Annotated in this window: 23 protein-coding genes and 1 riboswitch; of the genes, 7 read left to right on the top strand and 16 right to left on the bottom strand. The window is 36.2% G+C overall.

Annotated elements, in window-relative coordinates; translation table 11 throughout:
* Positions 1-104 precede the first annotated feature (104 nt).
* The 8 genes from C1N55_RS03170 to C1N55_RS03135 all read right to left on the bottom strand — a co-directional run bounded on the left by C1N55_RS03170 (position 105) and on the right by C1N55_RS03135 (position 6,184).
* A complete protein-coding gene (locus tag C1N55_RS03170) occupies positions 105-1,010 on the bottom strand; it encodes an ABC transporter ATP-binding protein (protein ID WP_137727459.1) in 906 nt (301 codons plus the stop codon).
* Positions 1,011-1,029: 19 nt separating this feature from the next.
* Entirely contained in the window at positions 1,030-2,223 is a 1,194-nt protein-coding gene (locus C1N55_RS03165; protein ID WP_137727458.1) for an ABC transporter permease, read from the bottom strand.
* Positions 2,224-2,233: 10 nt separating this feature from the next.
* Positions 2,234-3,352, bottom strand: coding sequence for an ABC transporter (locus tag C1N55_RS03160; protein WP_137727457.1), 1,119 nt, complete (start codon positions 3,350-3,352; stop codon positions 2,234-2,236).
* A gap of 315 nt (positions 3,353-3,667) precedes the next feature.
* Positions 3,668-4,363: a DUF4386 domain-containing protein gene (locus C1N55_RS03155; protein ID WP_137727456.1), complete on the bottom strand. Its 696-nt coding sequence runs from the start codon at positions 4,361-4,363 to the stop codon at positions 3,668-3,670.
* A gap of 58 nt (positions 4,364-4,421) precedes the next feature.
* Complete coding sequence (locus tag C1N55_RS03150; RefSeq protein WP_137727455.1) at positions 4,422-4,643, bottom strand: helix-turn-helix transcriptional regulator; 222 nt, start codon at positions 4,641-4,643, stop codon at positions 4,422-4,424.
* A 1-nt stretch (position 4,644) separates the two neighbouring features.
* Positions 4,645-5,091 (bottom strand): hypothetical protein, encoded by a 447-nt coding sequence (locus C1N55_RS03145; protein ID WP_137727454.1) that lies wholly within the window; start codon positions 5,089-5,091, stop codon positions 4,645-4,647.
* A 205-nt stretch (positions 5,092-5,296) separates the two neighbouring features.
* Complete coding sequence (locus C1N55_RS03140) at positions 5,297-5,797, bottom strand: GNAT family N-acetyltransferase (RefSeq protein WP_137727453.1); 501 nt, start codon at positions 5,795-5,797, stop codon at positions 5,297-5,299.
* Between the two features lie 114 nt (positions 5,798-5,911).
* The gene (locus tag C1N55_RS03135; protein WP_137727452.1) at positions 5,912-6,184 is read right to left on the bottom strand and encodes a hypothetical protein; all 273 of its coding nucleotides are present in this window, start codon (positions 6,182-6,184) and stop codon (positions 5,912-5,914) included.
* Positions 6,185-6,407: 223 nt separating this feature from the next.
* Positions 6,408-6,517, top strand: a riboswitch (TPP riboswitch).
* Positions 6,518-6,626: 109 nt separating this feature from the next.
* Here C1N55_RS03135 and C1N55_RS03130 point away from each other — a divergent pair.
* Genes C1N55_RS03130 through C1N55_RS03110 form a run of 5 tightly spaced genes read left to right on the top strand, consistent with a single transcriptional unit; the run spans position 6,627 to position 10,200 of the window.
* The gene (locus tag C1N55_RS03130) at positions 6,627-7,643 is read left to right on the top strand and encodes an ABC transporter substrate-binding protein (RefSeq protein WP_137727451.1); all 1,017 of its coding nucleotides are present in this window, start codon (positions 6,627-6,629) and stop codon (positions 7,641-7,643) included.
* A gap of 2 nt (positions 7,644-7,645) precedes the next feature.
* Entirely contained in the window at positions 7,646-7,936 is a 291-nt protein-coding gene (locus C1N55_RS03125; protein ID WP_137727450.1) for a thiamine-binding protein, read from the top strand.
* Positions 7,936-8,697: an ABC transporter permease gene (locus C1N55_RS03120; RefSeq protein ID WP_137727449.1), complete on the top strand. Its 762-nt coding sequence runs from the start codon at positions 7,936-7,938 to the stop codon at positions 8,695-8,697. Before C1N55_RS03125 ends, C1N55_RS03120 begins: the two co-directional genes overlap by 1 nt.
* Positions 8,694-9,440: an ABC transporter ATP-binding protein gene (locus C1N55_RS03115; RefSeq protein WP_137727448.1), complete on the top strand. Its 747-nt coding sequence runs from the start codon at positions 8,694-8,696 to the stop codon at positions 9,438-9,440. The genes C1N55_RS03120 and C1N55_RS03115 overlap by 4 nt, the downstream gene beginning before the upstream one ends.
* Positions 9,430-10,200, top strand: a complete 771-nt coding sequence (locus C1N55_RS03110) for a TatD family hydrolase (RefSeq protein WP_137727447.1) — start codon at positions 9,430-9,432, stop codon at positions 10,198-10,200. Before C1N55_RS03115 ends, C1N55_RS03110 begins: the two co-directional genes overlap by 11 nt.
* A gap of 73 nt (positions 10,201-10,273) precedes the next feature.
* On the opposite strand, the gene C1N55_RS03105 is transcribed toward C1N55_RS03110, so the two are convergent.
* The 3 genes from C1N55_RS03105 to C1N55_RS03095 form a co-directional block, all read right to left on the bottom strand.
* Entirely contained in the window at positions 10,274-10,462 is a 189-nt protein-coding gene (locus tag C1N55_RS03105; protein ID WP_240758367.1) for an aspartyl-phosphate phosphatase Spo0E family protein, read from the bottom strand.
* Between the two features lie 323 nt (positions 10,463-10,785).
* Positions 10,786-11,163, bottom strand: coding sequence for an SET domain-containing protein (locus tag C1N55_RS03100; RefSeq protein WP_137727446.1), 378 nt, complete (start codon positions 11,161-11,163; stop codon positions 10,786-10,788).
* A gap of 112 nt (positions 11,164-11,275) precedes the next feature.
* A complete protein-coding gene (locus C1N55_RS03095; RefSeq protein WP_137727445.1) occupies positions 11,276-12,448 on the bottom strand; it encodes a sensor domain-containing diguanylate cyclase in 1,173 nt (390 codons plus the stop codon).
* 255 nt (positions 12,449-12,703) lie between these two features.
* Between C1N55_RS03095 and C1N55_RS03090 the strand changes: the two genes are divergently transcribed.
* Complete coding sequence (locus C1N55_RS03090; protein ID WP_168193791.1) at positions 12,704-13,216, top strand: YuzC family spore coat inner layer protein; 513 nt, start codon at positions 12,704-12,706, stop codon at positions 13,214-13,216.
* A gap of 122 nt (positions 13,217-13,338) precedes the next feature.
* The gene (locus C1N55_RS03085; protein ID WP_137727443.1) at positions 13,339-14,028 is read left to right on the top strand and encodes a DUF421 domain-containing protein; all 690 of its coding nucleotides are present in this window, start codon (positions 13,339-13,341) and stop codon (positions 14,026-14,028) included.
* 91 nt (positions 14,029-14,119) lie between these two features.
* On the opposite strand, the gene C1N55_RS03080 is transcribed toward C1N55_RS03085, so the two are convergent.
* The 5 genes from C1N55_RS03080 to C1N55_RS03060 form a co-directional block, all read right to left on the bottom strand.
* Complete coding sequence (locus C1N55_RS03080) at positions 14,120-14,359, bottom strand: hypothetical protein (protein WP_137727442.1); 240 nt, start codon at positions 14,357-14,359, stop codon at positions 14,120-14,122.
* A gap of 150 nt (positions 14,360-14,509) precedes the next feature.
* On the bottom strand, positions 14,510-15,526 hold the full coding sequence (locus C1N55_RS03075) for an AI-2E family transporter (RefSeq protein ID WP_137727441.1): 1,017 nt from the start codon (positions 15,524-15,526) through the stop codon (positions 14,510-14,512).
* Between the two features lie 455 nt (positions 15,527-15,981).
* Entirely contained in the window at positions 15,982-16,941 is a 960-nt protein-coding gene (locus tag C1N55_RS03070) for an oxygen-dependent tRNA uridine(34) hydroxylase TrhO (RefSeq protein ID WP_137727440.1), read from the bottom strand.
* Positions 16,942-17,480: 539 nt separating this feature from the next.
* Entirely contained in the window at positions 17,481-17,777 is a 297-nt protein-coding gene (locus tag C1N55_RS03065) for a hypothetical protein (RefSeq protein ID WP_137727439.1), read from the bottom strand.
* A 708-nt stretch (positions 17,778-18,485) separates the two neighbouring features.
* Complete coding sequence (locus C1N55_RS03060; RefSeq protein ID WP_137727438.1) at positions 18,486-18,929, bottom strand: GyrI-like domain-containing protein; 444 nt, start codon at positions 18,927-18,929, stop codon at positions 18,486-18,488.
* Positions 18,930-18,945 lie beyond the last annotated feature (16 nt).

Genomic DNA, 18,945 nt, shown 5'->3' with positions numbered 1-18,945 from the left:
AATTTTCCACTTCTAAAATAAAGAATCGATTTGCTCACAATTATTGTGCCAAATCGATTTTTTTAGTATCTCTTAATTACTGTTGAAACCTGTCTGAGGTCTCCCTATTCGTGATAATATTTTGAATAAAGATCGCCAAGCGTCATTTTTCCTACACTAAATTCTTGTTTATGATGTTCACTTAGGAAAGCTGAAATACTTTCCAATTTTCCAGAATCATTATTGGGAAAGTCAATTAGTGTTACGCCACTGGCCAGCAATTGGGTATTCAGTTCTGGGAAGGCTTGCGATAGTTTTTCATTTAACTCCGGCGTCCCCTCTGTTACACGAATCACAATATTTCCGTTGATTCCTAAGTCCTTATAGATATCCTCAATTAAATCTAGCTTCGCATTTTTCACAAAGAAAATACGATCTGCGTATTTCTCCAAATTTTCCAGTAAGTGAGAAGCAATGATAATCGTTTTTCCTTCCGCTTTTTTCTTTACCAGGATTTGCGAAATAATTTCTACTTGCGTAGGATCTAAGCCATTCATTACTTCATCCATTAGCATGATTTGCGTATCTGACACAATTTGCATAGCAAAGCAAAGTCTCTGACGCATCCCCAATGAATAGGTCCCAGTTTTTTTATTGATATATGATTCCATTCCAAGTGCTGTAATCGTGCTCTCAATCAATGCCGGGTTGCTTTTCCACATGGAAGAATAAATTTTAAGATGCTGCTTCCCAGAAAGATGATTATATAAATCACTCTGATCTGGCATCATCGAAACGAGCTTGTGAATTTTCACTTCATTCTTTTTCGTTGTATACTCCAGTTCATTATTAACAAGCACTTTCCCAGTAGTTGGTCGAAGATAGTTCATGATGACATTCATCAGCGTAGATTTTCCTGTTCCATTGGGAGCCACTAGACCGATAATTTCTCCAGGGTGGAAAGTGATTGAAACCTCTTTTAAAATATCTCTACCTGAAAAATTTACACCTATATTTTTTAGCTCAATCATACCGCTTCCTCCTGTTTCATCAAAATAACTTAAACCTTCTATGATTACTAACTATGAATGTGATAAGGAGACAAATGACTGTACATAAAGACATCACAAGAAGACCATTTGCCAGTGTTAGCGCTACCGAATTATTGAGATACTCACGATACCCTGCAATGATCTGCCCAACCTGAACATAGCTCGATGGGTACCATTGTATATCCTTTACAAACCCAAGCCCTCTCACATAATAATAAAATTCGGCAAAAACCACGACACATCCTACTACTAAATTAGCAAACTCATTTCTAACGAGAACACTTACCAGCAATAGCAAAGAAATCAACAAAACAAACCAAAAAAGAATTAATAAGGCATTCTGGAATAGATATTCTCCCATTGCAATCGACGTAAAGGCTTTTGCCTCATAACTAAAAATCGGTACCGGTAAATTAAAATCACCTAACCCATTTTGAATTGCTATTAGGAAGAACCCAACAGACAATGGGATAACAGTTAGGATGCTCCCTATTAAAGCAACCCCACCTTTTACAAGAAGCCTACTCCAGATTGATATGGGGAACCCCTTTATTAACGTTGGATTCCGTTTATCTTTTAATACGATATCAGCAGTAAAGAGAATACAACCGATTAAAAGAATCAAAGGTAAATATCCATGGAGTAGCCGTTGCAATGTTTGCAAAGCCGTCCTTTCCTCGAAAACATTTATCGATAGATCAGAACTTCCATCGGCATAACCTTTAAAACGACTAGCAGAATACATATAGGCATAATGTCCATCTTCAGTTGCATACAGGTTTCCTGCAGTATAATAACGGGAATTGTAATAAAGAAACCCCTTCCCATTTCTAAAAATCATAAAATCCGAGTACTCATACCACTTATAAGTTGCCTCTGCGTACTTCTTCATATCATTGTCATCTAAGGCATCCAACCGTTGTTGATCATATTCATTCCATTCAGGAAAAATGGCAGCAGCAAATTGTGTTAAAGGATATGTATTCTCATCAATGACTACGTTGTTAAGAAAATCTTCCCTTGTTAGGAATCTTGCTTCAATCTCATCTCTATCAACCTTCTCAATCGGGTCATAGGATGGCGCAATTTTCAATGCGTAGAAGCATGCAAAAAACAGTAGAATGACATAGATGGCGATATTCTTCTTATTGAACAAAAATTGAATAAATTCAAACTTAAAATAGGCTCGCATAGTTCCCCTCCTATACTTTTTTTAGTTTTCCAGTAGTAAAGAATAGCTTTACAGCAATCAGCATCAGCACAATACTGACTCCGAGATAGATTAACCCATGGCTTATTTCTAATCCGATTGGCTTTGCAAGCTCGAGGCTTTGTCCATTTAATAGATTAGTAAAGTTCATATAGTTAAATGGATTAAATGGAACAAGGCTAACTAACGCTGGAAATAAAGAAGGAGCAATAAACAACAGCAATTGAACAAACAAAGTTAAATACATATTTCTTAATATCACATTTAGAATAACGGATAACAAAATGGTAAAAATCGATATAAAAATCATATAGACTAAGGCAATTCCTATGTATTCGAAAGTTGTGATTACTTTGAAACTGCCATCATAAATAGCAATCGGATACTTTGGGTTCCCTACCCCATAAAAGTAGATGAAGGGCAAACTACAAATAATTATTTCTACTATAAAAATACAGACAATGAGCATTGCTGAAGTAGATTTTGCCAGCACATATTGATCAAAGGAAACAGGATATCCTTTTATTAATGAAGTATGACGAAACTCTTCAATTAAAATTCCACATGAAAAAATACTGATAAAAATAAACCAAAAAGAACCTAGCATCATAAATAGATTTACGAGAAATGGAAAGAAGGACAACGCCTCCTGTGAGACCAAGATTCCTGTTTTGTCCATGAATTCATAGAGTATGGAATCCAATTGATTCTCTGTTTTTGTCGGAAGATTCGTCGCAACCTTTTCATAGCCTTCTAATTCAAAAGCATTTGCTCTTAACTCTGCCAGCTTAATACCCGTATCCAAATATAACTGTGGACGGTCTATTTTTAGAGCCATACTTTGATTCACAACATGGCGTTGCTGTTGGAGCAAGTTATAATACAAATCGCTCCCATTCCCGTAATCCATGGCATCTGCCGTTTGAAACTTTGTCAGGGCTGATGCGACAGATTGATATTCACTTGCCTTTTCATCTATAAGTTTTTGTGAATTTTCAACTTTCACATAATAAAATAGTCCAAAAACGAATATTGCCACTACGATACAAGCAATTATATTTTTCTTATTTGTTTTTTCTATAATCAAATCATTCTTTAACAGCTTCCACATAGATAACCTCCTATTAATATTGTTTCTATAAAACTACTATATTTCCAAAGAAAGGGAATCGTTTATCAGTATACCAAATTTTCCGACTATTATGTACATATAAAATTAGAGTTGGATATTACGCAAAAAACTTCAGCTGCTCTCTATTTATTTCTCCTTCAGAGGGAAATTGACGAATATAAAAATGCACCTCCAATGTTAGATGTAACTAACAATTGGAGGCGCATTTTCCCCTAAAAAATCACCGTTTTTATAGCCTGCCATAAAACAAATTTTCGCTAGTGAGCTTTATATCCTTGGCTATCTTTAAAAGGTTTATGCTATCTGGTCGTGTTCTGATTGAACAGATATGGAAGCAATAGCAGATTTATTGAACCCTTTAACGATAAGCCAAATGGCTGGTAACGCAAAAATTCCACCCCATAGTGAAACTTGTGGAAATACACCGTACATGACTAAGAAAGCACAAATGAAAACTAGTATTGCTCCTGTTATACCCAGCGTTGATATGAATCTAGGTACCAGCTTAGTCTTGTAAAATATATAACTGTACATTATTGTGTTTATACCAAGCATGAAAAGAGGGCCAAGTAAAAATGTCCAGTCATGTATCGCTTTTAAAAGAGTCCCTGAAGCTAGATAGTAGGCAGCATTCTGAGATCCACCTGCAACAAATTCCCGACTTATCGTCAATAGTGAAAGAACGCTTATTATCCCCACAGTGATGATAACAGCTTCAAGGAACCTAAAACAAACATGCCAAAGAGCTATGGTTTCATTATACTTTCTTAAAATAGGAAACATTGTTGTTGCAGTACCAACTACTGAAACCACAAGAATCAACTCCATAATTGCACCTAGTATTACCTGGTTTGCATGTTCGGTGCCTCTATTTAGATAGTCTGTTCCATTTAATATAGGATCATATAAATTAAGACCAATTACCGCCGTAATGGCTGCAAGTAAAAACAGAACTCCTACAATTTTTGCCGTTTTCTTATCTGAACTCATCTATTATCCCCTTTGTCGAATAAAATCAAAACGGTAAACCCTATCAATCAAAGTTCTTCTACTTTGTTTCCTCTTCATAGAAGAATACTTCTTCCAATGGTAAATTAAAGGATTTAGCAATACGAAATGCCAGTTCTAGAGATGGCGAGTAATTTCCCTTTTCGAGAGACACGATTGTTTGCCTTGTTACACCCACCTTGTCAGCCAATTGCTGCTGTGTCATTTCGTCATGGTTGAATCGTAATTTTCGTATGTGATTGCCGACAAGATTTTTGCCCATCTTATACTCCTCTCCTATAGTGATATAGTTTTGTAGCAGATCCAGTTACATCAGATATGAATCCAGAAGCAATTAGGATAACAAACATCACCTGTAATGGCTGATAGATAATCAGTGAACCCATGGCAAGAATAAAGCCTAAGATAAACACAAAAAATGAATTCCGGAACGCTTTTAATTCGATTAACTTATCCAGTTCATCTGCAAATTTTGGTTCCCTCTCTTTTGTTGTCATTCTAAAGACAATATTAAAAAGAATACTGATGATAATATGTGCCACGATTGAAAACACTGTCAGAATAAGTACGAAAGAACTCCAATAATGAAAGGTTTCCATCGACTCCAGACCCTCTTCAGGGTAACGCGGGTACATATACAAGCAATAGGATACAAAAATAAGGATGGCACTAATCAATGATACGATGCTCTTCTTTTCTTGATAGGTCATCTCTTCACCTCCCATGTATACTTCATTTTACATCATGTAAAGTTTGTTATACATATTGTATGTTGAACCATACAAAAAGTTAACTACAAATTACATTAGTTTTCCAAAGAAATTTCTTCTGCTATTTGTTCAACAAAAAAAGGAGTTGCCTCATATGTAGTTTGAGACAACTCTTTTTAATTGAAATATAGTACTTTATTTAATTTTATAGTTTCTTTCCCAAAATTACTAAATCTCTTTTTACTCCGTCCAAAGTAGCCACTTCCGGGAGATGCGCCCATCTATCGAAGCCAAATTTTTCAAATAAGCGAAGACTTGGTTCGTTATGGCCAAAGATGAAACCTAGTAAAGTCTCAACTCCACAGCTTGGCGCGACCTCTATTACTTTGGATAATACTGTTTTTCCAAGGCCATGTCCTCTAAAATTTTCATCTAGGTAAATGCTAACCTCTGCAGTTGCTTGATAGGCAGGTCTTCCATAAAAGTCTTGAAGGCTAACCCATCCACAGATTTCCCCACTTGTTTCCACTACCCATAGAGGTCTTTTAGAAGGGGTATGCTCATGGAACCACTTCAATCGATCTTCAACCGTTACCGGCTCAGTGTCTGCTGTGACCATTCTGCCTGAAATCGTTGAATTATAAATCTCTACAATTTTCGGTAAATCTTCTAATGTGGCGTCGCGAAATGTAATTTCTAGTGTCATAAAATCTCCTCTTCCAAGTTTTAAATTCATGTTAATTCTATTTACACCGGATTACAATAAAATCTTTCACAAAGATTTGCAAAAGAAAAAGTGCTTCTAAACTTGTAGAAACACTTATCTTCTCATTCTCTTAAAAATGCCGAGATATACAAGAACAAATCCGATAACTTCCAGTAAAACAAAGCTATAGATCATCACTGTAAATCCTACAAAACCGTCCCCTTCATCCATCCCAAATAAAATCCCCGCAATCCAAGACAGTAAAGGTGCGATGGCAACGATGGCCGCTACACCCCATATTAAAAGCTTTTTTTTCGTGGCCTTGTTGCGACTAATATAAACTGCCAATACGATGGCGAGTACTAATATAATGATAGCTATTGGCACTGTTTTTCTCTCCTAAGTTATTTCTTTTTAAGCTATAGATTCTCTTTTTTAATTATATCAAAACTCTTCTATTCCTGTAACATGGTCAACACTTAGAATTCTAATTATGTTCGGGCTGACGCTAGAAGTTTGCCGCCAATTCTATTATTCTCTATCATATTTTAGAATAATATTGAACTTTTATCACAATTATGTCTAAAATAGGAAATGTAAGTTCATATCAAGAAGAATGTAGGGGGGCTGGTTTAGCCAGCTGAGACTGTATCCGTATGATACTAACCCTTTGAACCTGATTTGGTTAACACCAGCGTAGGGAACATTGGCTTCAATTTGATTTTCTTTCATGTTGAAATGAATGTTGGTTACGTCTGGGATGATTTTGATCCTGGGCGTTTTTTATTTCTTCTTTTTATGGATTAATTCATTCTATTGGAGGATTCCCATGAAAAGACTTTACATCTTAGTAATGATGGCAGTTTTCGCGCTTGTTGGCTGCCAATCGAACGAAACAGAAACAGACTCGAACGCTTCTAACGAGCAACCGAAGGAAAATTTAGAAAAAGTAACCGTTGTGTTGGATTGGACACCTAACACGAACCACACTGGACTTTATGTCGCCAAAGAAAATGGCTATTTTGAAGAACAAGGTTTAGAAGTTGAAATCATTCAACCAGGTGATGCAGGTGCCGATCAGCTTGTAGCTTCAGGTAAAGCAGAATTTGGTGTAAGCTACCAAGAATCGATTACGCTCGCTCGAACACAGGATGTCCCTATCGTATCCATTGCAGCTGTGATTCAGCACAATACATCCGGTTTTGCCTCACCAGCAGACAAAAATATTGATTCGCCAAAGGATTTTGAAAATCGAGTATATGGCGGTTGGGGCTCCCCTATCGAACAAGCCGTGTTGGAAACACTAATGAACACTGAAAAAGCAGATATCGATAAGCTAGATATCGTCAATTCGGGTAATGCCGACTTTTTCACAATGGCTAATCAAGGAATTGATTTTGCTTGGATTTATTACGCGTGGACAGGCATTGAAGCTGAACTTCGGGGAGAAGACATCAATATGGTGTATTTAACAGACTATAGTGAAAAACTGGATTACTATACTCCAGTCCTTGCAACAAACGAAAATATGATTGAAGAAAAAACGGAAACGGTGAAAGCCTTTGTAACGGCAGCCTCTCAAGGATATCAATTTGCAATTAAAAACCCGGAGGATGCAGCAGCTATCCTTTCTAAAGCAGCTCCTGAATTAGATACTGAGCTTGTACTAGAAAGTCAAAAATGGCTTGCAGACAAATATCAGGATGATGCACCGCGCTTTGGCGAGCAAAAACTTGAAGTTTGGCAAAATTATGCGGATTGGATGAAAGAAAACGGTGTTTTAGAAGGTGAATTTACCCCTGAAACAGCATTTACAAATGAATTCCTACCGGAAAAAGGAGAATAAAAATGGCAAATTCATTAATTAGTGTACAAATCATTCCAAAAACAAAAGAACTTGAAGATGTAATCCCATTTGTTGATGCAGCAATCGCAATTATCGATGCAGCTGGTGTGAAATATAAAGTTCAGCCCTTAGAGACAACAATGGAGGGGGAACTTTCAGAGCTTTTACTTATCATAAAAAAAATGAATGAAAAAATGATTGAATTAGGTAGTGTCAATGTAATTACTCAGATGAAAATTTTGTACCAACCAACTGGAATTTCGATGGAGACATTAACGGAGAAATATCATTAATGCAAAAGATGGGTATGCATGGAGGAAGGTCGCTTTTCTTCCTCCTCTTTTTATTTCTGCTTTGGGAGCTGCTCATACGAATAACAGAGACACCAAAATGGCTATTGCCTGCTCCAAGCGATGTTATTATAGAGGCTACTACTTTCTTTAGTGATTTTTATGGGCATTTACTTGCTACCATTTATTTATCGATTATTGGTCTGGTTATTGGCTGCAGTGTCGGAATTTCCATTTCCACTATTCTCCATCGATTGCCAAAAGTAAATGAAGTCCTTTATCCACTTTTGATTTTATCGCAAAATATCCCGACGATCGTGTTGGCCCCGTTACTTATTATTTGGTTTGGCTTTGGTCTATTCCCTAAGCTTATTATCATTAGTCTTGTTTGCTTCTTCCCCATTGTTGTAGCAAGCATGGATGGTTTTAGGCAAACAGCACCTGAGCTAAAGCATTATATGAGGATGGTTGGGGCAACAAATAAACAAATCTTTTGGAAACTGGAGCTTCCACATGCCCTTCCCTCCATTTTTTCTGGTTTAAAAATCGCAGCCACATACAGTGTAATGGGCGCTGTAATTTCAGAGTGGCTTGGTGCCAAAAAAGGGATTGGCGTTTATATGACACTTGCTCAATCGTCATTTCGCATTGATCGCGTATTCGTTGCAATAGGCTTTATCATGTTATTAAGTATTTGCTTATTCGGGGTAATCCGTCTTATGGAAAAACTAGTAGTTAAGGGACGAAATGAGGGAATAAAATGAGTCTTACAATAACTGAATTGAACATGGCCTTTGGACATCTACCAGTACTAGAAAAAATGAATTTGCAGGTGAAAACCCATGAATTTGTTGCCATTCTTGGACCTTCCGGCAGTGGAAAAAGCACACTTCTTCAGCTCATTGGTGGTCTTCTAACTCCTGATTATGGAACGATTCAGCTGAACGGTGAAACGATAAATGGAAAAAAGGGCTCGATTAGTTACATGCCTCAGCACCCCTCCCTATTCCCATGGCGTACAGTGCTAGAAAATGTAGTACTAGCAGCAGAGTTGAAGGAAAAACCAGATTATGAGGAAGCAAAACAGTTGCTTGAAAAGGCTGGATTATCAGAGTTTGAATCCTCCTATCCAAGTGAATTATCCGGAGGGATGAAGCAACGAATCGCATTTATTCGAGCGTTGCTCAGCAAACAAAGCCTTCTTTGTTTAGATGAACCATTTTCAGCATTAGATGAATTTACGCGAATCAAGATGCAAAAATGGCTGCTTTCTGTTTGGGAAGAAAACCGAAAATCTATTTTGTTTATTACTCATAGTATTGAGGAAGCATTATTTTTAGCAGACCGTATCTATGTCTTATCCAAAAGGCCGGCACATGTAAAAGCAGAAATCATTGTCCCCTTTTCACGTCCAAGAGATGAGCGTTTACTCGAAGCAAATGAATTCTTCCAATTAAAGCGACAAATTTTCAAGTACATGAAGGAGGAAATCACCAATGATGATTGATGCACATATCCACCTTGACCATTATGAAGAGAAAGATATTGATGAGATATTAAACGGGCTTAGGGTACATCATGTGGAAGCTTTGGTGGCTGTGTCCTTTGACTTGGCCTCTTGCATCAGAAATCATGGCCTTTCTCTAGTAGATAACCGCATAAAATCAGCTTTCGGTTTTCATCCCGAGCAGGACATTCCTTCATTTGAGGAAATCGAGCAGTTATTTTCATGGATGGAAGAGCATGTAGACGATATGGTGGCAGTTGGTGAAGTCGGATTACCTTATTATAAGAAAGTAGAGTGTCAAGAACCTTTAGACTATGAACCTTATATTCAGTTACTAGAGCGATTTATAGCGTTTGCTGTTAAATGGAAGAAACCTATTGTTCTCCATGCCGTATATGAAGATGCACATATTGCATGTGATTTACTTGAAAAGCATCAAGTGACCAAAGCTCATTTTCATTGGTTTAAGGGCGATGATAAAGTATTAAAGCGGATGATAGAAAATGGCTATTTTATTTCAACTACGCCTGATTGTTTATATGAGGATGAAATTCAACAACTTATTTGTAAATACCCTATTGAATTAATGATGGTAGAAACAGATGGACCCTGGCCCTTTGAAGGACCTTTTACCAATATACGAACAGAACCAAAAATGATGGTTCAATCAATTGAAAAAATTGCCCGTCTTCAACAACGCTCTGTTGAAGAAACAAGGAAAATTTTATATGAAAATACAAAAAGATTTTATGGAATTTAAATGAAATGAAGATGTCTTGAAGTACTCTTTTGAGACATCTTTCATTTTATCTTCAAAAAAGACTGGCAATTAGTTACGAAACATAAGTATTTTGTTGTGAGTTAATTTGTTGGAAGTAATTTAGGACTACATCTAATTCTTGACTACATTTAACGGTATCTGGATGAGTCAACCCTTTTGATAATCCAATATCGATCATACGATTCTGTAGAGCTTCAATTTCAACCTTTAAATCTACCAAAGACATCGCTACTTTTCCCATATTAATTCCCTCCAACTTTTATTTTTCAACCCAACGCAACATATAACTATTATATCGAATCAATTTTAATATAATTATCTACCAAAAAATCAGAAATGAATATCACCATACATTCTTATTTCTATATTTTGTAAGCGTAAAAATATAAGAAGACCTTCTTATCAATTCCTATATAGCTCCTATTATGGAAATGATACCCTTAAAGAGATTGAATAAACCAGAATTTTACATAAAAAAATGCGTCAATCTACTTTAGATTAACGCACTTTAATAGAAGCTTGACTCCTACTATCCCTATTTATCTTACTTTAAAAAGGTTTACCTTATTCCTTGTTAAACCATAATGGATCTTTGTCATCGACATCCCCATTATAATTAATGAGAATTTCCTCTCCAGCTTTTATATCTGTATAAGCAAAGAAATCAAAAGTATGATTGTCAAAATTGATTTCATAGATAGCATTTGGTTCATAAGAATGGTTGAACAACATGCCATAGCCAAGAAGCATCGCCGTATGATTAATCCCATACTCAAAAGCGTAGTCAGCTAGTAAAGTTTTTTCAATGTGTTCATGCTGCTCGTTGGGATAGGCGATAACAGGTGCCTCATGAAAAAGCTCACCCTTTTTAATATCCTGTTTAGCAAATACGCCTCTGTTAAATTCTCCATCACTTAATGGAGAGGTTTTTACCTCAATCATTTTGTTCTCCTAATCATCTTTAAAATTTTCTCTCTAACTGTAACATGAATTTGAGTATTGGGGTTCTTTTTAATGCTCTTTTATTGCTTATTTGTTTTTATTAATATGGAATTCATAACACTTCCATCCATTTATTAAAAATGCCTTTATCATTGATCTCTACATCATTTAGGTCTTCCGTGTAAATTTGATAGTTATTTTTCCCATTATTTTTAGCATAATACATCGCTTTATCTGCTGCTTTTATCAACTTTTCTTTGTCTTCTCCATCATTCGGATACATGCTAATCCCAATGCTTAAGGAAATGTTTGCACTATAATCGTTGATTTTATAAGGCTCGGCAACGTACTTAATAATTCGTTCTGCTATTTGTTCGATTTCGTCTTTACCCGTTTCTTCGAACATTACGATAAATTCATCACCGCCAATTCGAGAAATCAGGTCTTCTTCTCTTATACATTGATTTATTCTTGAAACCACATCGATTAACAGTTGATCACCCGCATCATGTCCCAGCGTATCATTAACCTTTTTAAAATCATCAAGATCAATAAACATAATCGAAAAATTATGCTGATGACGCTTTGAACGAACGAGTGCTTTTTGAATTTGTCTGTCTAACATCTTTCGATTCGGTATGTCTGTTAACTCATCGAAGAACGCCATTCGCTGCAGTTCTAACTCTAGTTCTTTCTGTCTCGTTATATCCTCAAACTGACCATTGATTTTCTCCAGCATACCATCCATATTTCTAAAGGGCTGGGCTTTAAATAGAACCCACTTCTCTCCGATTTTAGGATGAATAATCTTCAATTCTTTTCGAACAGGTTTCCCATGTTTCAACTCTCTTAGAGCTTTATTGAATTCAAGAAAATCTTCGTTATGAACGATTTGCTTTAATATATCTTTATTATTATTGAATTCAGTTTGAGTATAGCCGATTAATTTTTCTATCCCTTTTGAAAACATGGCTTGATGATTATTATAGTTATAAGAAAAAAATATCGCTTCATCAAAACTAGTAAAAAATTGCTCATAATCCTCGTATTTAATCGTTAACTCTAATTTCTCTTTTTGTAATTTTTCATTGACAACTTTTATCGAGTCATAAAGTTTAATCGTTGTATCATACTTTCTACCAAAATCCCAGGAAAAGAATATTATTAATATAGTGAAAAATAAACCCGTTATAGAAACGGAATTTGTTAGTGAAAAAAAATAGACAAGATTTACAACTGCTACTACTGCTATTGTACTGGTTACTACTTTTCCTGATATGTTCATGGATTTCTATCCTTCTTTGTTTTACTTCTCTTTTTTCCAAGACATTGAGAATACACCCATTATATCTTGAGTTACGTTCAGATAATACATGAAGCTTAGGTACTTGTAAATAAATAAGTAGCTTGATAATTTTTACAGTAGACTTTCAAGCAAGCAATGAGAATTGCTTTATCTAGTCACCTACCTACTCTTAAAGGAAGAGTACCCATATTCTAAGGATAGTTAGTTGTATGAACCACTTAGGAGGTGTCTATTTTGTATTATTATTATCAGCCCCGCTACCATCCATCGCCTTATAACCAAATTGCGGCTCAGCCTATTGTCAGAGCTTCAATGGTTAATCATAGTCCTATATATCATCAAGGGGCTCAGCATTCTAATCCAATGCATCCGAACTATTCGCAATATATTGCACAACACAATGGCTTGCCTCAGCAACGTAGGCAAAATCAACAACCACCAAATGGATCCCCGTATCCACCTGTAGATCCTGAGCTTTTATACGAATCTGCCAAACAATCGAATAAGCTTATGAAAGAAGCCAGTTTGGTTCTTGATAAATTAGCTTCATCAAAAGAATTTGGTGCAAGATTAATGGACGTTGCCCAACATTCCAATACTCAAGAGGTGGAGCGTCTAATCCATTCAGTTGGCATCACATCCGACTTAAAAATCAATTACAATCCAGATGGTTTAGAGCTTGAGTTTAAATCAAAAGTACAGAATTTGGATTGTTGTCTATTATCCATTTCATTACGCTGGCGTTAAGTTTAGGCATAAAGTCATTGAGTAATTTTGATTTCCATTGGTTATTCCATTAAAAATCGTTTTTCTAAAGGTTTTGTTGGCTATACTCGTAAGAAATGCTTTATTTAAGAGGTGAAACAGATGTGTTACATTTAGGACAAACAACAGTCGAACTTATTTTTGGATTTATCGCATTATTAATTGCTACCAAGATTTTAGGAAAGACACAGATTTCCCAACTAACTCCCTTCGATTTTATCTCGGCCATAGTCCTAGGAGAATTAGTTGGAAACAGTGTGTATGATTCTCACGTAAAAATCTGGTCGATACTATACGCCCTAATTTTATGGACCATCTTAATTTATACAGTTGAAAAATTGACACAAAAGTACAGAGGAATACGAAGAACCTTTGAAGGCAATCCATCTATCCTCATTAAACAAGGAAAAATTGATCGACAGCAGTTAAAACACAATCACTTGGATATTGACCAATTGCAACAAATGCTTAGACAGCAAAAAGATATTTTCTCCATTAGAGAAGTTGATTATTTGATTTTAGAGCCTAATGGACAAATCAGTGTACTGCGGAAGCCAAAATATGAATCGCCTACGCTTGAAGATTTGAGCTTAAAACAAAAGCCTGTGTATCTCCCAATTACATTAATAAGTGACGGCAAAGTGGTTCTAGATAACCTAAGAGAATCTGGACACGATGAAGAATGGCTTCTTAATCAGCTAAAAAAAAGAGATATCACCAGGTTTGAAGACGCATTGTATGCCGAGTGGGTTGAGGATGAGGGGTTTTTCTGTTTAAAGATGAATGGACAATAAGCGCAATTTCACCGTTTAATTAGATTGCATGACTAAAGCAAACTAAAAAGTCGTTTTCTTTTATAAACGACTTTTAATTTGCTATGTTTTATTATAGGAAACTCACAAGATACATTCCGATCATCCACCCTAAAATCCCGCTTACTATTCCCGAAACTATTAGTGCCAGACCTTGAGAATCCGCTTCATAGTCACGTCTTAATACGATTCCAATGCATATGGGGATAAACATGAGTAACGGTGCCATTAAGTTACATGTTAACAATACTACTGATAGCCACCCAAGTGTTACAAGAATTCTCTTACCACTCTTTTCTGCAGCATTTACCAAGCTGATCAACTCCTTAAATATGTATTTTTATATTTTACCATTTAATTACAAACATTATGATGGTTTATTTTAAGCTTTTATGAAGAAAAGCTCCCATATAAATTAAAAAGGAACGCAATCCTAATGGATTAACGTCCCTCTGTAAACATTTTATTTCTTTAAAATGGGTTTTAAATCTGTTGAGCCTTTAATCATTTCAACAATAAAGACAAATAATGGGATTCCTATGACTAATCCCCATGCACCGAATAATAATTCCCCCACCATCAAAACCATGAACGTAAAGAAAATCGGTAATTTCATTGTGATAGAGTAGAGTTTTGGGTTTAAGATATAGGATTCAATCGCATGGATAATCATCACAATTCCGAAGATGTAGATTACATATATAAATCCACCGATTTGGAAAGCGATGATTGAAAGCGGGATGAGTGAGATGACTACCCCAATAACAGGCATCAAGCCCAAGAAGAAAATCATGATTGCTAATCCTAAGATATTTGGAAACCCTAGTATTAATAAACCAATAACTGTTAATACAGTGTTTATGGTTGAAATCATAATTTGTACTTTAATAGCTAGACCAAAAGTATTTAAAAAACTATTCCCAAAAAGAACAACTTGGTTATAAACTTTTTCTGTTTGATTGGTTTTAAAGGACTTACAAAAAATTTTGATTTTATCAATCTCTAAAATAAAGAAGAAGCTTAATAACAGTGCCATAAATGCTTCCAATAAAAATGTACTGATATCCCCTATTTTATCTAGAATGGTTCCACCAATATCCTTTAAAATCCCTTCCATATCAAGGTTCAGTATAAAACCATAAATTTTTTCGGGAATGATGTCCCGGTACAACTCAATATTGAAGGAAGAGCTTTGAACAATGATTGCAGACAATTGGTGCATGGCAGAAGGTAAATAACGATATCCCGTTGTGCCAACGACAGCTAAAATGAGCAAATACATGAGCATTAATAATAGTTTCGGCCGTTTTAATGGCTCAGGTAAGATATGTAGTACCTTTACAAATATCGTATAGGCTAAATATGTGATAATAAATGTTAACAGTAAAAAATTTAATGCATTCGCAAAAAAGTACAGGAGACCGATAATGAAAATCATAATGATCCACTTTAAATTTACTTTATCCCTTAACCAACTCATTTTCTATCTCCTTCATTTCACAACTAAAGCCCAAAAAATCCTATTCGAATAAAAATACGCAAATCTGCATTTTCAAGAGCAATTTCCCGTTCTTTTTACCCTAAAATTATTTCGATTTCTTAACAAGCGTAGCATGAAAAGACCCGTAGAAACAATACTAAAAGCTACCTTTTCGACAAGAGTTGCGATTTTTCACAAAATAGACATGATTCTAAAATAATATTAAGTTTTCGAAATCTGATTGATATTTAGAGGGGTGGAATTAGGCATCCTACTTACAAAGGAATATCTTAAGAATGTACTTCCTCTAGATGTTTTGTTCTGCTAAGTGTTTTTTTTATCTATAATGCATTTATACAACTATCTACCATACCCAACTTACAGTTCACTCCCTAACTCGCCCACTTTAGCATATGGAAAAGAGTATGAATCCGTGATTCATACTCCTGGTTTTATTAGCTATGCTGTTGGTTCTTTTCCAATTCCGAAATGACCGCTCGTACATGTTCTTCTGATAAATTATGCTTTACAATATAGCGGTTGTGAGGATGTTTTGTACACTCAAGCGTACAGCCACCAAGATGTTTCGCTTCATTTTCTTCTGATGCTAAAATATGTTTATTGCATTCAGGGTTGGCACACTTCACGTAACGCTCACACGGAGTGCCATCATAATAATCCTTCCCAACAACTACATGCTCTACTTGGTTAATCGGCACTGTAATCCGCTCATCAAATACATACATTTGCCCGTCCCAAAGCTGACCCTTTGCCACCGGGTCTTTACTATAAGTTGCAATTCCACCATGCAACTGGCCAACATCCTCGCCAATACCTTCAGCCTTTAACCAGCCAGAGAATTTTTCGCAGCGAATGCCGCCTGTACAGTATGTAAGTACTCGCTTTCCTTCAAATATCTCTTTGTTCGCACGTATCCATGCCGGTGTATCACGGAATGTTTCTACTTCTGGACGTATTGCTCCTCGAAAGTGACCTACATCGTACTCATACGTGTTACGTACATCAAGGACAACCGTGTCTTCTCTTTGCATTTCTTCCATGAATTCAACCGGAGTTAAGTAGCGTCCCGTTATTTCATGGGGGTTAATATCATCTTCCAAGCTTAAATTTACAAGCTCTGGACGCGGACGTACACGCATCTTCTTGAAAGCATGCCCATCTGCCTCATCGATTTTGAAAACAATCCCTTCAAATAGCGGATGACTCTTCATCATATTCATATAAGCATTTGTCTCTTCCATCGTACCTGATACCGTTCCGTTTATGCCCTCAGATGCAACAATAATACGCCCCATTAGGTTTAGCTCCTTACATGCTTGCAAGTGTTCTGCCGCAAAATGGGTAGGATCTTCAATTGTTGTGTAATGATAATATAATAAAATTCGATAATTCATATTTGTCCACCTATCATTTATATTTGCAGGATATCCCTGATAGCAAGAAAAGCGAAAGCGGCTCGTTCAGACTCGACAATCACTGGAGATTCCACATAAGAAGGCGCTTTTTGTCTTCTTATGTGGAATTGAAGTGACGCGAGAGGCTAGCCGCTGTAGCTAGACAAGAAAAGCGAAAGCGGCTCGTTCAGACTCGACACGCACTGGAAATTCCACATAAGAAGGCGCTTTTTGTCTTCTTATGTGGAATTGAAGTGACGCGAGAGGCTAGCCGCTGTAGCTAGACAAGAAAAGCGTAAGCGGCTCGTTCAGACTCGACACGCACTGGAGATTCCACATATGAAGGCGCTTTTTGTCTTCTTATGTGGAATTGAAGTGACGCGAGAGGCTAGCCGCTGTAGCTAGACATTGGTTAGTCCAACCTCTATATAAAGTATATTTAAATAATATATCATGAAATTGTTTAATTTCTCTACCGTTAAAAATTAACTTGTTTGACCGTGTGAAAGAGTAAAACAGGTAATGCTGATTCCAACGAATTAAAGCTCTTTTAGTTGCAGCTGTTTAGGTTTAATAAAAATCCCTACTAAAAGCAGAACAATCCCGATCAAAAGTATAATCGGAAACATAATCAGCATTAAACCGATTCCAGCAAATCCATCTCCGACCATAATGGCAAAGCTGATACTGACTAACCATGTGAAAAAAGGGGCTATGGCAAACATTGTTGTTATGCCCCAAATGATAAATTTCCTTTTAATCGACTTACCTAACGTAAAGTAAAAAGCTAATACCAATCCTACAATTAAGATGAAAATCGCTACACCAAATGCCATTTCAACATCTCCTTTTCTACTTTGCTCCGGTATTCTTAAACTTCAAAAAATTAAAGGATACGCTATACCATGATACTATCATTCAAAGTTATGTCACCAATAAAATTCGAGGATAGCTAGAAGAGATCACATAGATGCCAAGGATATAAAATCATTTTAATACCGTAGCCAAAAAGAATACAGCTGCAACTCAATTTAGTAAGGCTGTAGAGATATTAATTTAAACCACAATGGCTCACTTAAAAATCGTTTAAGCATAATTTTAATCGGCATCATGTCTTTTGGCTCCGTCAAACCTATTATTTCTTTTAATGTATGATTTGTTTCACTAAAATTCCCCACATGATAGTAAGAAGTAAGCTGTGATTATGATCTGATAACTCGTCCGCCCAATAACTTCAACAAAAAAGCGTTGATCCCTTTTTCTCGGGATCAACGCTAAATAACCTATCACATGTTTTGGGGTATATTAGCAAGGAGCGTACTACCTTTTCCCAGTTCACTCGATATTTCTATCGTTCCTTTATGTCATGTACAATCCATTAAACAATGGAAAGCATCTGCCTTTGTTTATAACACAAATCCAGATGCTACAATTTCAGTTCTCTTGTTGGGATGTCTGTCTTTCGTGCATTTTTTAAAGGAAACTATCCGTATTGGCTGAGCAATCAATAGTTCAATCCAAAGTGCTACACCAAGTACCAAGTTCTAAAAAATCGGCAAATAGATCTGTACTTCTTCCTCCGCTTCTTCAATCGGGTGATATGTCTCTACAATATACGACTCTAGGTTTCTCGTATACCCTTTTTCGTCCCCCCATTTCAATAAATTTGAGTGAAGGCTACTAATATTCGATACTTTATCTCTAGCAGAGACAAACTGTTGATTTATTTCAACAAACTCCATTCCGTCAGGTACTGCGCTTAAGGCATCATTTACAAGTAACCCTACAATATATTCCCCTACTAGATGAGCACTTTCCCTTTTAGGTTCGAATAGCGCTACTTCTATCCCCAAATGATTAGCTATTTCGTTTGACCGACTCAGTACTTGCCTCGCTAATGCCGGGACTTCCTCGGAAAAATTTTCAAAGGCTCCATTCCCTTTAATACCCACTACTTTAAAATTCTTCTTAACTAATGTATATTCCACCAAATCCCCCTCCTAG

Source organism: Lysinibacillus sp. SGAir0095 (assembly GCF_005491425.1).
In the GTDB taxonomy this organism is placed as follows: domain Bacteria; phylum Bacillota; class Bacilli; order Bacillales_A; family Planococcaceae; genus Ureibacillus.
The sequence above is the reverse complement of the archived record's forward strand: the minus strand, read 5'-3'. Positions and strand labels throughout refer to the sequence as shown.

What these genes read in the sequence shown, in the direction of transcription:
- C1N55_RS03070 (WP_137727440.1), bottom strand. Translation starts at nt 16,941, where the DNA reads ATGAATTATCGAATTTTATTATATTATCATTACACAACAATTGAAGAT.
- C1N55_RS03065 (WP_137727439.1), bottom strand. Translation starts at nt 17,777, where the DNA reads ATGGCATTTGGTGTAGCGATTTTCATCTTAATTGTAGGATTGGTATTA.
- C1N55_RS03155 (WP_137727456.1), bottom strand. Translation starts at nt 4,363, where the DNA reads ATGAGTTCAGATAAGAAAACGGCAAAAATTGTAGGAGTTCTGTTTTTA.
- C1N55_RS03115 (WP_137727448.1), top strand. Translation starts at nt 8,694, where the DNA reads ATGAGTCTTACAATAACTGAATTGAACATGGCCTTTGGACATCTACCA.
- C1N55_RS03095 (WP_137727445.1), bottom strand. Translation starts at nt 12,448, where the DNA reads ATGAACATATCAGGAAAAGTAGTAACCAGTACAATAGCAGTAGTAGCA.
- C1N55_RS03160 (WP_137727457.1), bottom strand. Translation starts at nt 3,352, where the DNA reads ATGTGGAAGCTGTTAAAGAATGATTTGATTATAGAAAAAACAAATAAG.
- C1N55_RS03120 (WP_137727449.1), top strand. Translation starts at nt 7,936, where the DNA reads ATGCAAAAGATGGGTATGCATGGAGGAAGGTCGCTTTTCTTCCTCCTC.
- C1N55_RS03140 (WP_137727453.1), bottom strand. Translation starts at nt 5,797, where the DNA reads ATGACACTAGAAATTACATTTCGCGACGCCACATTAGAAGATTTACCG.
- C1N55_RS03170 (WP_137727459.1), bottom strand. Translation starts at nt 1,010, where the DNA reads ATGATTGAGCTAAAAAATATAGGTGTAAATTTTTCAGGTAGAGATATT.
- C1N55_RS03130 (WP_137727451.1), top strand. Translation starts at nt 6,627, where the DNA reads ATGAAAAGACTTTACATCTTAGTAATGATGGCAGTTTTCGCGCTTGTT.
- C1N55_RS03100 (WP_137727446.1), bottom strand. Translation starts at nt 11,163, where the DNA reads ATGATTGAGGTAAAAACCTCTCCATTAAGTGATGGAGAATTTAACAGA.
- C1N55_RS03110 (WP_137727447.1), top strand. Translation starts at nt 9,430, where the DNA reads ATGATGATTGATGCACATATCCACCTTGACCATTATGAAGAGAAAGAT.
- C1N55_RS03145 (WP_137727454.1), bottom strand. Translation starts at nt 5,091, where the DNA reads ATGACCTATCAAGAAAAGAAGAGCATCGTATCATTGATTAGTGCCATC.
- C1N55_RS03125 (WP_137727450.1), top strand. Translation starts at nt 7,646, where the DNA reads ATGGCAAATTCATTAATTAGTGTACAAATCATTCCAAAAACAAAAGAA.
- C1N55_RS03150 (WP_137727455.1), bottom strand. Translation starts at nt 4,643, where the DNA reads ATGGGCAAAAATCTTGTCGGCAATCACATACGAAAATTACGATTCAAC.
- C1N55_RS03165 (WP_137727458.1), bottom strand. Translation starts at nt 2,223, where the DNA reads ATGCGAGCCTATTTTAAGTTTGAATTTATTCAATTTTTGTTCAATAAG.
- C1N55_RS03105 (WP_240758367.1), bottom strand. Translation starts at nt 10,462, where the DNA reads ATGGGAAAAGTAGCGATGTCTTTGGTAGATTTAAAGGTTGAAATTGAA.
- C1N55_RS03075 (WP_137727441.1), bottom strand. Translation starts at nt 15,526, where the DNA reads ATGAGTTGGTTAAGGGATAAAGTAAATTTAAAGTGGATCATTATGATT.